This window comes from Pseudoxanthomonas sp. SGNA-20 (assembly GCF_003931635.1).
Classification (GTDB): domain Bacteria; phylum Pseudomonadota; class Gammaproteobacteria; order Xanthomonadales; family Xanthomonadaceae; genus Pseudoxanthomonas.
Window position 1 is genome coordinate 57,612 of sequence record NZ_RRYK01000011.1, and the last position, 15,308, is coordinate 72,919.

The window sequence follows — 15,308 nt, forward strand, 5'->3', positions numbered from 1 at the left end:
TCGTCGTTACAAGGAGTGTCTGATGAAGATTGCTGTTGCCGGCACGGGCTATGTCGGCCTGTCCAACGCTGTCCTTTTCGCGCAGAACCACAGTGTGGTGGCTTTGGACATCGATCCAAAGCGCGTTGAACTGATCAACGCACGCCGGTCGCCGATCGAGGACCGCGAAATCCAGGATTACCTGGCCAACCGCCAGCTCGATCTGAAGGCCACGCTGGACAAGCAGGAGGCCTACGCCGGAGCCGACTTCGTTGTCATCGCGACGCCTACCGACTACGACCCGAAGACCAACTACTTCGATACATCCTCCGTCGAGTCGGTCATCCGCGACGTGAAGGAGATCAATCCCAGCGCCGTGATGATCATCAAGTCCACCGTGCCGGTCGGGTACACCCGCCGGATCCGTGAGACGCTCGGCACAGACAATGTCATCTTCTCGCCGGAGTTCCTGCGCGAGGGCCGCGCACTCTACGACAACCTCTATCCAAGTCGCATCGTGGTCGGCGAACGCTCCCCACGCGCGGAGCGTTTCGCGGCCCTCCTTCAAGAGGGCGCTGTCGCCAAGGACGTCCCGGTGCTGTTCACCGACTCGACCGAGGCCGAGGCAATCAAGCTGTTTGCCAACACCTACCTGGCCATGCGCGTTGCCTACTTCAACGAGCTGGACACCTACGCCTGCACCCATGGTCTGGACACGCGCCAGATCATCGAGGGCGTCTGCCTCGATCCCCGCATCGGCGGCCACTACAACAACCCAAGCTTTGGCTACGGCGGTTACTGCCTGCCCAAGGACACCAAGCAGCTGCTGGCCAACTATAGCCACGTACCCCAACACCTCATACGCGCGATCGTGGAGTCCAACCGAACCCGGAAGGACTTCATCGCCGACGAGATCATCGCGCGAAATCCCAGGACCGTCGGGATTTACCGTCTGGTCATGAAGACAGGCTCGGACAACTTCCGCGCCTCTGCCATCCAGGGGGTGATGAAGCGGATCAAGGCCAAGGGCATACCCGTCATCGTCTACGAGCCGGTACTGAATGAACCGGACTTCTTCCGGTCCGCGGTAATCAATAACCTCGATTGCTTCAAGGAGCTTGCCGACGTCATCGTCGCAAACCGCATCACGCCCGAGCTCCAGGACGTATCGGAGCGCGTTTACACCCGCGACCTTTTCGGTGCGGATTGAAGGGGAAACACCTGATCCATGCCAAGACCCACTACGGTGCGCTGACATGTCCGTCCCGAGCGATTCCCCCCGCATCCTCGTCGTCGGCATCAATTACGCCCCCGAGAACATCGGGACGGGCAAGTACACGAGTGAGATGTGCGAGTGGCTGACTGCACGCGGGCACAGCGTCCGTGTGGTCACCGCACCTCCCTACTACCCTGCCTGGAAGGTGTGGGATGGCTATCGCCCAATGTGGTACCGCCGAGAGCGCATCTCGGAGGTGGACGTGATCCGCTGCCCCCTGTGGGTCCCGACGAAGCCGAGCGGGATTACCCGGATCCTGCATCTGGCCAGTTTCGGGCTCAGCTCCTCATTGGCGCTGCTCTGGTCCATCGGCTGGCGCCCGACACACGTCGTTTCAATCGCGCCGACGCTCGCAAATGCTCCCATGGCCGCCCTGGTCGCCCGACTTTCCGGTGCGCGCGGTTGGCTGCATATCCAGGATTTCGAACTCGATGCCGCGCTGGACATGGGAATTGTCGAGGCAGGCCCCATGAAACGTCTGGCAATGGGCCTGGAGCGTCTACTGCTGCGCTCCTTTGACCGTGTGTCCACCATCTCGCCCAAGATGGTCGAGCGACTGGGTAAGAAGGGCGTAGCACCGGCGCGCCGAGTCCTGTTCCCGAACTGGGCCGACATCGACGCGATCCAACCTCTGTCCAGACCAAGCACATACCGCCAGGAGCTTGGAATCCCGGACGACGCCGTAGTGGCCCTTTACTCTGGAAACATGGGTCTCAAGCAAGGCCTGGAACTGCTTGGGGAAGCAGCACTGCGCCTGTGCGATGAACAACGTCTCTACTTCGTGTTCGGGGGCCAGGGTCCAGGGCGTGACGCACTGGAGGTTCAATGCGCGGGCCTGCCGAACGTACGCTTCCTTGGCCTGCAGCCCACCGAGCGCCTCAAGGACTGGCTTGGACTGGCTGACATCCACCTGCTGCCACAGCGCGCGGACGTGGCCGATCTCGTGATGCCGTCCAAGCTCACGGGGATGCTGGCGAGCGGCCGCCCCACGCTAGCCACCGCACTCCCTGGCACCGGCGTTGCGCTTGCCTTGGAACGCAGCGGGCGGGTGGTTGCTCCCGGCGATGTCGAGGCCTTCACCTCCGCTCTTCGGGAACTAGCCGCCAATCCTTCAGTACGCAAGGCACTGGGCGACGCCGCGCGGAGCCAGGCGCTCAACACGCTGGCGCGCGAATCGATCCTCAATCGCTTCGAGCAGGCGCTTCTCGCCCCCTGATCCCCTAATAGTCGATACAAGGAACTGATCGCAATGACCAAACGCGCACTCATCACCGGCATCACCGGACAGGATGGATCCTATCTCGCCGAGTTCCTGCTCGAGAAGGGATACGAGGTCCATGGCATCAAGCGTCGTGCCTCCTCGTTCAACACCCAGCGAGTAGACCACATCTACCAGGATCCACATGAGTCCGGCGCGCGTTTTCATCTGCACTATGGCGATCTGACCGATACCAGCAACCTGACCCGCATCATCGCCGAGGTGCAGCCCGACGAGGTGTACAACCTCGGAGCACAAAGCCACGTGGCGGTCAGCTTCGAAGCACCGGAATACACCGCCGACGTGGATGCCATCGGCACCCTGCGCCTGCTCGAAGCGATCCGGTTCCTCAAGCTTGCCGACAAGACCCGCTTCTACCAGGCATCGACTTCCGAGCTCTTCGGTCTGGTCCAGGAGATCCCGCAGCGGGAGACGACGCCGTTCTACCCTCGCAGTCCCTATGGCGTGGCCAAGCTTTATGCGTACTGGATCACCGTCAACTACCGCGAAAGCTACGGCATGTATGCCTGCAATGGCATCCTGTTCAACCACGAGAGTCCACGTCGCGGCGAGACCTTCGTCACCAGAAAGATTACTCGCGGCCTCGCCAACATCGCCCAAGGCCTGGAGTCCTGCCTGTACATGGGCAACCTGGATGCCATGCGTGATTGGGGCCACGCCAAGGACTACGTGCGCATGCAGTGGATGATGCTCCAGCAGGAGGCGCCGAAGGACTACGTGATCGCGACCGGCGTCCAGTACAGCGTCCGTGAGTTCATCACGATGGCGGCCAAGGAGCTCGGCATCTCCCTATCCTTCGAAGGCAAGGGCGTGGAGGAGAAGGCGGTGGTTACTGCAGTCGACGGCGACTCCGCTCCCGCTGTGAAAATTGGCGACGTGATCGTTGCGGTGGATCCGCGTTACTTCCGTCCAGCAGAGGTAGAAACCCTGCTCGGCGACCCATCGGCCGCGAAGACGGAGCTCGGCTGGATTCCCTCCGTCACACTCAATTCAATGGTCGAGGAAATGATTGCGCATGATCTACAGCAGGCTAAGAAGGCTGCCCTGCTCCGGACGCACGGCTATGCGTTCACCAATAGTGCCCCTGAGTGAGTCAAGGAATACCCTGGATGTCGCTCATCGAACGCTTCCGCCGAAGCCGGCTGACTCAGCAGTTCGTCACATTGCTGGGGGGCCGGTTCGCGGCCGCAGGAATCCAAGCTGTTTCTATTTATCTCTTGGCACGGTGGGCGAGGCTTGATGAGTTTGGCGTCATGGCGTCGGCTCTGGGCGTGTCGGTGACCCTCCAAGCGATCGGAGATGCCGGGGCCACCACATACATCGTAAGAGAGACCGCCGCACATGGAATCAACTACAGCGTCGCCTATGCCGAACAGCTGAGCCGGCTGGTAATGGCGTCTGTCGTCGCTGGATGGTTGTTCGTGGTACTAGCGTTAACTGCTGTATCTGGCGAGCGCTACCTCTCTCTTCTACCCCTTGCGGGATGGATTGCACTGGATCGCGGGAGCGACATTCGCTCGGCAATAGCACGGGGTTTGGGCGACGTCCGTCTCGGCACAATCAATCTCGTCTCCCGCCGTCTAGTTCAGCTCCTGCTTTTTGTTTTGTTCTTCCATTCCGGAATTGGGGCCTCTTGGGCATACTCGATATCGCTCCTTCTAGGATCAGCGCTAGTGCTTGCATGGATGTGGCGAAAGCTACCCCGTCCTGCTGCTCTACCATTTCGCAAGAAGCGGCTTCTGTACGCGTTCATGCGCTGCAAACCGTATTGGATCCACTCCGCTGCTACGCAGTTACGGAATCTCGATGCTGCGCTAGTGGCAATGATTTCGGGCCCCGTACAGGCTGCCTACTATGGTGTCGGCGCGCGACTGATGACCCCCCTTCGCATGGTTCCGGCCACGCTGGCCACTGCGCTGCTTCCCCACCTCGTAAGAAGCGGCGGCGTCGGACGCAAGGACATCTCGCTCGGCCTTTACGCCGCGCTCGTGATAGGGCTCCCGTACCTGGCGCTTGCTGTCGCAGCACCTTGGGCAGTAAGGCATCTTGGAGACGGATTCGAAGGCGCCTCGCTCCCTTTGCAGCTGATGTGCGTGGGCCTGGCTGGTTCCGCGTTCATCTCGATATTCAATGCCATCCTGCAGTCAAGGAAACGCGCCAGTCTTGTTGCGCGCATATCGACAGGAACGATGCTCGCGCTACTTGCTCTCGTCGCCATCGGGACTGAGCTGTGCGGCGCAGCAGGTGCCGCGACGGGCTTCATGCTTGCCACGATTGCCCAGGCCGCATTCGTTTTCTATGGAGCGAGGAAAGGTGCGTAGAATCAACGTTGCAGTGATGAGCATCATGGCTCAAGACGATAATCTTGGTGACATCGAGATCCGCCAGCGGCTTTTTAGCTGCGTAGCCGCCACTGGCGCAGAGATGCTCGTCTATCGCGGCACCGCATCCGATTCGTATGTCGACGCATTCGACGATGCGGACCGCACACAGTGGTTCGAATCTTCCGTGCGCCTTCAGACGCAGGTGCTTTCTCGACTGCTTCGTGGCCACCGCATCCACTTCTTGATGGCACCGGGCCCCTCCAGATTCACGTCAAGCCCGAGGGCAATCCTGAAAAGCCTGGCCAATTTGGCCAACATGGTGCTCGCGAGGCTCAGTGGAGGCACAGTGCACATCGTCGGGCGTGCCTATCGTGGCAATGGATTGACCAGAGCTATCGAGGTACTTGCGCTTCGTCTGGCGAATACCGCTACGGTCCGCGATCGCCTCTCCAGTGAGCTTGTGAGTGGCCGGGCATCAGCGATGCCAGATCTCGCGTTCATGGGTTGCCCGCAGTTGGGCGGCGCCAGGGATCGAATTGCTATTTCTGTCCGTGAGGAGCCTGACCTGGACGAGTCAGCCTTCGAGGCACCCGTGGCCGCTGCTCGCGACTTGGGACTGAAGCCCGTGTTCGTTACCCAGGTAAAGCGGGACAACCCTTGGATGAGCCGCATGGCGCGCGCGCACGGCGCGGAGCTCCTAGAGTGGGATGGAGCCACGCATAGGGCTCAGAGGGACGCTGTAGAGAAGCTATATCGCTCCTCGGCCCTTGTGCTGAGTAACCGACTCCACGGCCTGATCATGGGCGCTATGGCCGGAGCCTACCCGGTGCCAATCGTAAGCGGCGGGAACACGAAGTTAGTGCCCACTCTTGCGCCGACGTTCGGAGATGTGCCCTCTATAGCCGCGAAGGAGGTATCAAGTATTACTCCCGCCAAGCTCAGTGCGTTGGTCTCACACTGGCAGGGAGCGGAGCTCGGAAGGATGCTGCATACCTCCGCAGCGACCCTCGAACAGCACTTAGCGCACGTAGCCGCCTCGATTTCCAAAGAGTGATTCCATGAAGAAGGGAGAGCCACATTGAATTTCTTCGTGGGTGCCGCCGCTGCCGTCTCATACCTGCTGTTCTTTATGGCGTATCAGTACGTCCGTCCGAAGAAGGTTCTGTCCGTGATGGACATGTTCTTCTTCATGTTCTCTTTGCAGTTCGGACCGCACTCGATCTTCCTTCATCCATACTTGGAGGATCGGGGATTCGCATCCTCGGTGTACCCACAGTACGCGACAGGGTTGACGCTGGCGTTCTGCGGATTGGCCACCGGATTGTTCGCCGCGGGTGCACTTGCCAAGACCCGATCCGTACAGCTCTATCCTTTTCGGGGTGCCGACCTGACCCTGAAGCGATCGTTCGTGATACTAGGGGTTGCGGCTGCATACTTGGTTCTCTTCGTTGCCTATCAAGGCTTTGACCTGAGCCGGACGTTGAACTATCTCAACTTCTTCCGCGGAAATTCGCTTTACACCTATACCGAGCTCCGGCGCGAACTTTACGAAGGCGATGCAGGCTTGAGCCTAGCAGCTGTCACGAGGCAAACCAGCAGCGCCATCATCTTTAGTGCGCTCGTGTACTCCGGAATCAAGTTCAGGACTTGGCGCCTGGTCTTTTTTGGCATGGCCGCACTGTTGTTCATCATCTGCTGCCTGCAGATGAACAAGTTCCCTTTCCTTTACTACACGCTACTGGCGTCCCTTGTCGTATTCGCGCACAGGGCCTACAGGACAGGCGTGTTCATTAACAAGTCAATAGCTTTCAAGGTGGCGATCACAGGTGGAAGCCTGGTCGGTCTGCTTACAGCGCTCTACTGGATTCAGTACAGGAACGAGATTGAGGCGGGAATAGTAACCAGCGACAGGATCCTCTTCCGGATTATTTCCAGACCATTTGCCGGAAACCATGGCTCCCTTTACTACTGGTTCGACGTATTTCCACAGAAACATGACTTCGTGGGCCTAGCGAACGTACCGGCCGTTGCCAGAATCTTCGGGATGGAGCCATTCGCCCCCACGATAGCTGTTCCTTCATATTACTTGGATGCAAACACCACATTCCAGGCAGGATACATCGGCGGGGCGTACGCTTCGTTCGGCTATGCAGGTATTTGGGTTTACTCCCTGTTCGTCGGTGGATGGGTTTCCCTCCTTACGGCTTATGAGGGAAAAATTGATGTGCTCTGGCAGCGGATTGCCTTCTTTTCAGTGGTTGGCCTGAACATGTACTTCCTATCATCGCGGGAGCTACACACTGCGATGCAATCCGGCGGCTTCGTTCTTGCTCCATTGATGATATTCGCCGTTAGAAATCTTCCCCGCACCCTTCGGACGGGAACCTTGAAGTGACGCTACGAACGGATCAAACGATAAGTAACGCCACCATGAGCCAGGTTGGTCGCGGCCGCCCCCGTGTGGCGGTGCTTTATCATCAGTTCCCCCACTACCGCGCACCGGTCCTGCGCCTTCTCTCTCAGAGCGAAGCCTATGGTTATTCGTTCTATGGATCTCTGAATGACTTTTCGGGTATCAGGGCTTTCACCGGCGACGAATCGATTCGCATTGAGCCGCTCAATGTAGTAAAGACAAAGAGAGGATTTAGGATTTCTGGCATCGGAAAGATCATCCGGTCGAGTTTCGATGCCTACATCATCCTTGGTAATCCTAATATTCAAGCTACGTGGTTGCTTGCGATCTGGGGGCGACTTACTGGAAAGAAGGTCTTGTTCTGGACCCATGGCTGGCTGAAGCGCGAAAGAGGAGTCCAGCGCTCTATTCGACGCCTCTACTATTGCCTGGCACACACGGTCCTCGTCTACGGCGAGCGAGCACGGGAGATCGGACGGCTTGAAGGCTTTCCCGAAGATCGCATAAGGGTCATCTACAACAGTCTTGATTATGCGGAGTCAGAGAGGATCCTTAAGAAGCTCGAGTCCGGCACCGTGCAGCCATTGGCAAAAAGCCTCTTCACTGAGCCAGAGCGGCCCCTACTTATTTGTACGGCAAGACTCACAGATCTGTGCAAGCTTGATCTCCTAATCATGGCTGCAGCGACACTGAGTCGTCGGGGCACGCCCGTGAACGTTCTCCTAGTAGGCGATGGGCCGGCGAGGGAGCGCTTGGAAGTTCTCGCGCGGAACCTTAGCGTAGATGTGCATTTCTTCGGCGCCTGCTACGACGAATCCACGGTCGGGCAACTGATCTATGAAGCGGATGCAACTGTGTCTCCCGGAAAGATCGGACTAACGGCGATCCATAGCCTCACATACGGAACTCCCGCCTTCACTCATGGGAACATGGATCGGCAGATGCCTGAGGTAGAGGCAATAGTTCCTGGGGAGACAGGTGGCTACTTCCGCGAAGGCGATGCCGACGATCTTGCTGAAGTGCTGGCACGGTGGTTGCTGAGCAACCCTGACAGGACTGAAGTACGTGCGAAATGCCGGGCCACTGTTGCTCAGAAATGGAATCCCGAGAATCAGCGCCTGCTCATCGAACAAGCGCTGGACGACTGCCCCTCAGGAATCTGAAGATGACTGCGACGCGAGGCGCGACACCGCCTGTGCCCGAACCCATGCGGGTTCGATTGCCGCTGGTTGAGAAGTGCCGTCAGCAGATTGATAGCGCCCCAAAACGGGTCGCGCGGATGGCGGTCAACGCGTACCAACGGTGGAGAGATCGCCTTTCCGAGGTTGGCGAGGGCGTGCAGTTCGGAAAGCGAGTACATGTCCCCGCCGGTAGCAAACTCGGGCACTACTGTTATATCGGCAGCGGCTTCTATTCGCCAAGTCCGGTAACGATTGGCGATCTGAGCATGCTTTCCACATCCGTGCGGATCGTCGGCGACGACCATGGCATCGACAACCCAAGGGTTCCCACTCGCCTTGACTTCCGTTGGCGTCACTCCATCACCGTTATAGAGGCAGACGTCTGGATTGGGCATGACGTCGTGATGAAGTCGGGTGTCCGGGTGGGAGTCGGCTCCGTCGTTGCGGCTGGATCCGTTGTCACAAGGGATGTTCCCCCAAACAGCATCGTCGGCGGCAATCCTGCTCGCTTGATAAGGGCACGCTTTTCCGCTGATGAGTGGGCTATCTATCTAACCGAACTTGGTGTCGAACAATGCGCGTCGGAATTCTAACTTTCCAGTTCAGCGACAACTTCGGCGCGTTGTTGCAGGCGTATGCGCTGCGCAGATGGTTCACCGACCGCGGGCATGACGCTGAGTTCATCGCCTATCACCCGACGCACGTCGAGGAGGGCGGATCGTTGCGGCTTTCGCTTTCGCCCGCCGCGTTCAAGTCCAATGCCAAGACCCTCTACCTCAAGTCCACGGCATTCCTGCACCAGCACTTCGGAAACAAGGACCAGGCCCGGCGGTTCGCACGCTTCCGGCAGGAACAGCTCGGGATCACCGGTAGCCCGCTGCGCGAAAGACAGGAACTGGTCGAGGCGGCTGGCCATTATGACCTGATCGTGGCCGGCAGCGACCAGATCTGGAGCCCGTCGGTTCAGTACGGCTTTGATCCGGCCTACTTCCTCGAGTTCGCAAAGGACGCGCGCGTGCGCAGGATCTCCTACGCGGCCAGCTTCGGCCGTGACACGCTGGGCGCCGACCAGATCACCGCCCTCGGCCCGCTGCTACGCCCTCTGTCCAGCATCTCCGTCCGCGAGCTGAGTGGTGTGGACATTGTCAGGCAGGCGTCCGGTCGCGATGCTGCCTGCGTGCCCGATCCAACCCTGCTGCACGAGCAATACGACCAGCTCCTTGCCGGCGCGTCCAGCGGCCAGGAGGGACATGTGTTCTGCTATGCGCTCCGCACTGCGGAAGTCATCCGCGAGGTCGCCGAGGGCGCGGCGCGGATGACCGGCACACCCATCCTGTCCCCGTACAACGTGCACCGCCGCTGGCGCGAAATCGGTCAGACCGTGCACCCCGGCCCGGCCGAGTGGGTCTCGCACCTGGCCAACGCCAGTTTCGTGGTCACCAATTCCTTCCACGGCACGGTTTTCTCGATCTTGTTCCGCAAGCCCTTCCTGGTTGCCGAGCTTCCAGGTTCGCGCGTAGCCATGAACGCCCGCTCGCGAAACCTGCTCTCGCAGCTCGACCTTATGGACCGTTTCGTGCGCAAGGAGGACCTGCCCCGCCTCGATGAACTGCTCGCGCGGCCGATCGACTGGGATGCGGTGGAAGCTAAACAGCAGGGGCTCCGGGAGGTCGGCAGTTCGTTCCTTGCGCACGAGGTCGCACAGGTGGAGAACGGATGAGCGGATTCGACCAGTACAAGTACGTCGACACCCTGCCAGCCAGCGACAAGCTCAGGCGGTTGCTGTGGGAGTTGGTTTGGCTGTTGGCGTTCCGGCCAACTCCACGGTGGGCACTGCACGGATGGCGTCGCCTCCTGTTGCGGCTCTTCGGCGCACGAATCGGCCCGGGCTGCCGCATCGCCCCCAGCTGCAGGATCTGGGCGCCATGGAAGCTGGAGATGGGCACGCTGTCTGTGTTGGCCGACGGCGTGGACTGCTACACCATGGACCGGATCCGCATCGGCTCCAAGGTGGCGGTGAGCCAACGCACCTTCCTTTGCACGGGTTCGCACGACGCCACGAGCCTGCTGCGGCCGCTTACCACCGCGCCCATCACCATCGGCGACCATGCCTGGATCGCCGCCGAGTGCTTTGTGCATCCCGGCACCAGCATCGGCGAAGGCACCGTGGTCGGTGCACGGTCCGTGGTCACGCGCGACCTTCCTCCCTGGTCCATTTGTGTCGGCAATCCCTGCAGGTTTGTCAGGCAACGTACGCTTTCCGACTCCCCCACAGGCGCCTGAACCATGTTCTCAAAAGCCGCGAAGGTGCTGCAGTTCCTGTCCGAGTACGCCCAGGACCTGTGGCTGACGTTGCGCTACAACGGCTACTCGCCACTTGTCGAGCGGAACCGACGCCAGTTCTACAAGCTCATCATCGAGACGCATACGATCGAGAAGGGCTTGTCCCTGCCCCGTCGACGCACACTGTTCGGGCGCGACAAGGTGCGCTTCGTGATGTCCGCGCTCGATGCCTATGAGCCGGAATTTTCGCCGCTGCCGGCGCAGATGGCCTTGGGTGCACTGGACGCGTACCTTCGCTTCCACCGCGAGCAGGGCATCCAGGACCCTTTGCTCGACGAGGTCGCCGCACTGCTTGCACGGTGGCAGGACCGGCAGCTTGAACTTCGTGGCGGGATAAAGCCATACAGATTCGAAGGCCACGACCCTGCTGGTCCTGTCGCATGGCTGCAGTCACGCTCCAGCCTTCGGATGTTCGATGGCCGCCCACTGCCCGCGGAGACGGTACGCCAGGTGGTCACCCTGGCGCAGAGCGCGCCGTCGCAGTGCAACCGGCAGTCCACGCAGGTCCATCTGTATCAGGACCGGGCGACGATCGACGCGCTGTTGGCCCTTCAGGGCGGATCGCGCGGCTTCTCAGAGAACGTTGGCAACCTGTTCGTAGTGACGTCCGAGATCGCTGCCTGGGGCGGCCCGGGCCAGCGCAACCAGACCTACGTGGATGGAGCGCTGTTCTCCATGTGCATCCTTCTTTCATGCCATGCGCTCGGATTTGGCGCCTGCCCCCTGAACCTTGCCGTCACCAACGCGGTGGAACGCAGGATCAAGGTCGCGGGAGGCATACCCACGGGAGAGCGGCTGATCATGATGATCGCGTTCGGAAAGACCGTCGATGAACCACTGCGAGTCGCCGCATCGCCAAGGCGCTCGTTGGATGAGGTTCTCCACATGCATACGGGCACCGTGTCGCCATGAGCCTTGCCGTCGTCATCCTCACCTACAACGAGGAATTGCACCTTGCGCGTGCGCTGGATTCGATCCGCGAGGTCGCCACCGAAGTCTTCGTAATCGATTCCGGCTCTACCGACGCAACGGCGCAGATCGCCCGTTCGCACGGCGCCACGGTGCTGGTACATCCGTTCGTGACCCAGGCCCAGCAGTTCCAGTGGGCGCTGGACAATGCCCCGATCCGGGCCGACTGGGTTATGCGTCTGGACGCGGACGAGGTGGTCGAACCGGATCTTGCCGAGGAGATCCGTCGGGAACTTCCCCGCCTTCCCACCGATGTGGTTGGCGTCAACCTGGACCGCAAGCACATTTTCATGGGGCGATGGGTTCGACACGGCGGCCGCTACCCTCTGCGCATGCTCCGTATCTGGCGACGAGGCCAGGGACGCATCGAGCAACGCTGGATGGATGAGCACATCATCGTATGGGGTGGGCGCACCGTAACCTTCAAAGGTGGTTTCGCCGACCACAACCTGCAGGACCTCACGTACTTCACCGAGAAGCACAACAAGTACGCGACCCGCGAAGCAATCGACGTGCTGAACCAGCGCATGGGCCTGTTCGCCCGCGACCATGCGCTCACCCGTGGAGGCGCGTCGCTACAGGCTTCGTTCAAACGCTGGGCCAAGGAGAGGATCTACAACCGGATCCCGTTCACGGTGAGCTCAACGCTCTACTTTCTCTGGCGCTACGTGTTCCAGCTCGGCTTCCTGGACGGACGCTCCGGACTGGTTTACCACTTCCTGCAAGGTTGGTGGTACAGGTTCCTCGTGGGGGCAAAGCTAATGGAGCTGGAAGCGGCCATCGCGCATCTGGAAGACCGGCAGGCAATCCTGGCCGAACTGTCCCGGCGCACAGGGTACTCGCTGGAACAGCTGGCGAGCCTCGAGATCCGCGGCAGTTAACTGACGGCAGCGGAATCGGCCCATGATGCGCACGAGACTGAGTTCCGGCCGGATTCCCTGGAAAAGCCTGGGCAACCCGGCCCGCAGGTGCTCACGCAGCACGCAGTTGGGTCTGGTTTTCCAGGAACCACTGGTAGGTCTGCTGGACGCCATCCCGCAGGCTGATCTGTGCACGCCACCCCAGTGCGTGCAGGCGCGAGACGTCGAGGAGCTTGCGTGGTGTGCCGTCGGGCTTGCTGGTGTCGTTCACGATCCTGCCCTGGAAGCCGGTGACTTCCTTCACCAGTTCGGCCAGCTCCCGGATGCTGACGTCCTCGCCGACCCCAACATTGACGATGCCCGGGTCGTTGTAGGTTTCGGTCAGGAAGACCGTCGCCGCGGCCATGTCGTCCACATGCAGGAACTCGCGTCGCGGAGTCCCGGTTCCCCACATGACAACCTCCGCGTCGCCGCGCAGCTTCGCTTCATGGAACTTGCGGATCAGCGCTGGAAGCACGTGGGAGTTGGCGAGGTCAAAGTTGTCGCCAGGGCCGTAAAGGTTGGTCGGCATCAGGCTGATGGCATTGAAGCCGTACTGCTTGCGGTAGGCCTGGCACAGCTTGATCCCGGCGATCTTGGCGATCGCGTACCACTCATTGGTTGGCTCCAGCGCGCCGGTGAGCAGGGAATCCTCGCGGATGGGCTGCTCGGCGAACTTCGGATAGATGCAGGACGACCCGAGGAAGGTCAGCTTCTTCGCACCATGGCGGTACGCGGCGTCGATTACGTTGTTCTGGATCTGGAGATTCTCGAAAAGGAACTGCGCGGGATAGGTGTCGTTGGCGTGAATACCGCCAACCTTCGCCGCCGCGAGGATGACCACCTGGGGCTTTTCCTTGGTGAAGAAGGCCTCCACGGAAGCGGCGTCACGCAGATCCAGGACATCGCGCCCGGCCAGGAGGAGGTTGTTGTAGCCAAGCGCCTGCAGACGGCGGACGACCGCCGAGCCGACCAGGCCCCGATGCCCTGCAACGAAAATACGGTCCTGTTTTTCCATGGGACTTCTCGCTCGACTTGGGGGGGTACATGTATTCTAGCAACAAGTTTTTCCCGCCCCACCCACGCTTCTCACGTTGTTATTCTCAAAATCCTCCACTCACGGAAGCCCCCCATGATTCCCGTGATCCTTTCCGGCGGTTCCGGCACGCGGTTGTGGCCACTGTCCCGCGAAGCCTATCCAAAGCAGTTCCTTCCACTCCTCGGTGGGGACAGCCTGCTCCAGGCAACCTGGCGGCGTGTTGCACCGCTGGCCACCCAGCCACCAATCGTGGTGGCGAATGTCGATCACCGCTTCATGGTTGCGGAACAGTTGCGCCAGGCCGGCTGCACGCCGGGGACAGTGCTACTGGAACCGGTTGGCCGAAACACCGCGCCCGCGATCGCGGCGGCCGCGCTACAGGCCGTCGCCGATGGCGGCGATCCGCTGCTCCTGGTCCTGCCTTCCGACCATGTCATCCGTGACGCTGCGGCCTTCCGCGACGCAGTGCACCAGGCCACCATCGCGGCCGAAGAGGGTCGGCTGGTCACGTTTGGGATCGTTCCCGGCGGACCTGAGACTGGCTATGGCTACATCAAGGCCGGCCCGGGCGAAGGCGCGCGGCCGGTCGAACAGTTCGTCGAGAAGCCTGATCTGGCCAAGGCTCGGGAGTACGTTGCAGCCGGTGCCTACTACTGGAACAGCGGGATGTTCCTGTTCCGCGCATCGCGTTACTTGCAGGAGCTGGAACGCCTGCAGCCGGAGATGCTGGCTACTTGCCGGGCGGCATTCGAGGGCGCCCGGCGCGACGAGGACTTCGTGCGCCTGGATGCGACTTCCTTCTCCGCCTGTCCGTCGGATTCGATCGATTACGCGGTGATGGAGAAGACCACCGCCGCCACGGTGGTTCCGCTGGACGTGGGCTGGAACGACGTTGGCAGTTGGGCGGCCCTGTGGGAAGTCGCCGAACAGGACGGCGAGGGCAATGCGCACCACGGCGACGTCATCTCCATCGGCTGTCGCAACACCCTGGCGTGGGGCGATGGTCGCCTGGTGGCCCTGCTCGGCCTGGAGGACATCGTGGTCGTCGATACCGACGACACATTACTCGTTGCGCACAAGGACAGGGTGCAGGAAGTCAAGGAAATCGTTACCCGGCTCAAGGCGCAGGGGCGCGCGGAAACCAGCCTGCACCGCAAGGTCTACCGGCCCTGGGGAGCCTACGACTCCATCGACAACGGCGATCGCCACCAGGTCAAGCGCATCACAGTCAAGCCTGGCGCAGCGCTCAGCCTGCAGATGCACCACCACCGCGCCGAGCACTGGGTCGTGGTCAGTGGCACGGCCGAGGTCACATGCGGCGACAAGGTCGTGCTGTTGACGGAGAACCAGAGCACCTATATCCCGCTGGGCGTCACCCACCGCCTGCGCAATCCCGGCAAGCTGCCGCTGGAACTGATTGAAGTGCAGTCCGGCAGTTACCTGGGCGAGGACGACATCGTTCGTTTCGAGGACGTGTACGGCCGGGGTTGAGGCGACCGCGATCCATCCGGGTTAGTTTCGCACCGGAATAAAGGAAGGCTCACGCCCGCCGCGTCTACATGGCTGGGAGACTGGTGCCGGGCGCAGGGCGCCCGGCCGGTCATTC

Annotated in this window: 14 protein-coding genes; 13 read left to right on the forward strand and 1 reads right to left on the reverse strand. The window is 60.9% G+C overall.

The window, feature by feature from the left end:
- The first annotated feature begins 22 nt into the window (after positions 1 to 22).
- From EIM48_RS14435 to EIM48_RS14490, 12 genes are read left to right on the forward strand one after another with little or no spacing between them, the layout of a single operon-like run.
- Positions 23 to 1,189, forward strand: coding sequence for a nucleotide sugar dehydrogenase (locus EIM48_RS14435; RefSeq protein ID WP_125111967.1), 1,167 nt, complete (start codon positions 23 to 25; stop codon positions 1,187 to 1,189).
- Positions 1,190 to 1,235: 46 nt separating this feature from the next.
- Positions 1,236 to 2,471 (forward strand): glycosyltransferase WbuB, encoded by a 1,236-nt coding sequence (locus tag EIM48_RS14440; protein WP_125111968.1) that lies wholly within the window; start codon positions 1,236 to 1,238, stop codon positions 2,469 to 2,471.
- Positions 2,472 to 2,504: 33 nt separating this feature from the next.
- The gene (gmd, locus tag EIM48_RS14445) at positions 2,505 to 3,626 is read left to right on the forward strand and encodes a GDP-mannose 4,6-dehydratase (RefSeq protein WP_125111969.1); all 1,122 of its coding nucleotides are present in this window, start codon (positions 2,505 to 2,507) and stop codon (positions 3,624 to 3,626) included.
- A gap of 17 nt (positions 3,627 to 3,643) precedes the next feature.
- A complete protein-coding gene (locus EIM48_RS14450) occupies positions 3,644 to 4,855 on the forward strand; it encodes a lipopolysaccharide biosynthesis protein (RefSeq protein ID WP_125111970.1) in 1,212 nt (403 codons plus the stop codon).
- Between the two features lie 16 nt (positions 4,856 to 4,871).
- On the forward strand, positions 4,872 to 5,912 hold the full coding sequence (locus tag EIM48_RS14455) for a polysaccharide pyruvyl transferase family protein (RefSeq protein ID WP_158675222.1): 1,041 nt from the start codon (positions 4,872 to 4,874) through the stop codon (positions 5,910 to 5,912).
- 24 nt (positions 5,913 to 5,936) lie between these two features.
- Positions 5,937 to 7,253: a hypothetical protein gene (locus EIM48_RS14460; RefSeq protein ID WP_125111972.1), complete on the forward strand. Its 1,317-nt coding sequence runs from the start codon at positions 5,937 to 5,939 to the stop codon at positions 7,251 to 7,253.
- 35 nt (positions 7,254 to 7,288) lie between these two features.
- On the forward strand, positions 7,289 to 8,434 hold the full coding sequence (locus EIM48_RS14465; protein ID WP_125111973.1) for a glycosyltransferase family 4 protein: 1,146 nt from the start codon (positions 7,289 to 7,291) through the stop codon (positions 8,432 to 8,434).
- Positions 8,435 to 8,436: 2 nt separating this feature from the next.
- Complete coding sequence (locus EIM48_RS14470; protein ID WP_158675223.1) at positions 8,437 to 9,045, forward strand: acyltransferase; 609 nt, start codon at positions 8,437 to 8,439, stop codon at positions 9,043 to 9,045.
- Positions 9,027 to 10,172, forward strand: a complete 1,146-nt coding sequence (locus tag EIM48_RS14475; protein WP_125111975.1) for a polysaccharide pyruvyl transferase family protein — start codon at positions 9,027 to 9,029, stop codon at positions 10,170 to 10,172. Before EIM48_RS14470 ends, EIM48_RS14475 begins: the two co-directional genes overlap by 19 nt.
- Positions 10,169 to 10,735 carry a putative colanic acid biosynthesis acetyltransferase gene (locus EIM48_RS14480; protein ID WP_125111976.1) on the forward strand — a complete coding sequence of 189 codons (567 nt, stop codon included), beginning with the start codon at positions 10,169 to 10,171 and terminating at the stop codon, positions 10,733 to 10,735. Before EIM48_RS14475 ends, EIM48_RS14480 begins: the two co-directional genes overlap by 4 nt.
- Positions 10,736 to 10,738: 3 nt before the next feature.
- On the forward strand, positions 10,739 to 11,707 hold the full coding sequence (locus EIM48_RS14485; protein ID WP_125111977.1) for a nitroreductase family protein: 969 nt from the start codon (positions 10,739 to 10,741) through the stop codon (positions 11,705 to 11,707).
- Complete coding sequence (locus tag EIM48_RS14490; RefSeq protein WP_125111978.1) at positions 11,704 to 12,645, forward strand: glycosyltransferase family 2 protein; 942 nt, start codon at positions 11,704 to 11,706, stop codon at positions 12,643 to 12,645. The genes EIM48_RS14485 and EIM48_RS14490 overlap by 4 nt, the downstream gene beginning before the upstream one ends.
- Before the next feature lie 91 nt (positions 12,646 to 12,736).
- Here the strand turns inward: EIM48_RS14490 and EIM48_RS14495 are convergent, their stop codons facing one another.
- Positions 12,737 to 13,681 carry a GDP-L-fucose synthase gene (locus EIM48_RS14495; RefSeq protein ID WP_125111979.1) on the reverse strand — a complete coding sequence of 315 codons (945 nt, stop codon included), beginning with the start codon at positions 13,679 to 13,681 and terminating at the stop codon, positions 12,737 to 12,739.
- A gap of 114 nt (positions 13,682 to 13,795) precedes the next feature.
- On the opposite strand from EIM48_RS14495, the gene EIM48_RS14500 reads away from it, so the two are divergent.
- Positions 13,796 to 15,193, forward strand: a complete 1,398-nt coding sequence (locus EIM48_RS14500) for a mannose-1-phosphate guanylyltransferase/mannose-6-phosphate isomerase (RefSeq protein ID WP_125111980.1) — start codon at positions 13,796 to 13,798, stop codon at positions 15,191 to 15,193.
- The last annotated feature ends 115 nt before the right edge of the window (positions 15,194 to 15,308 follow it).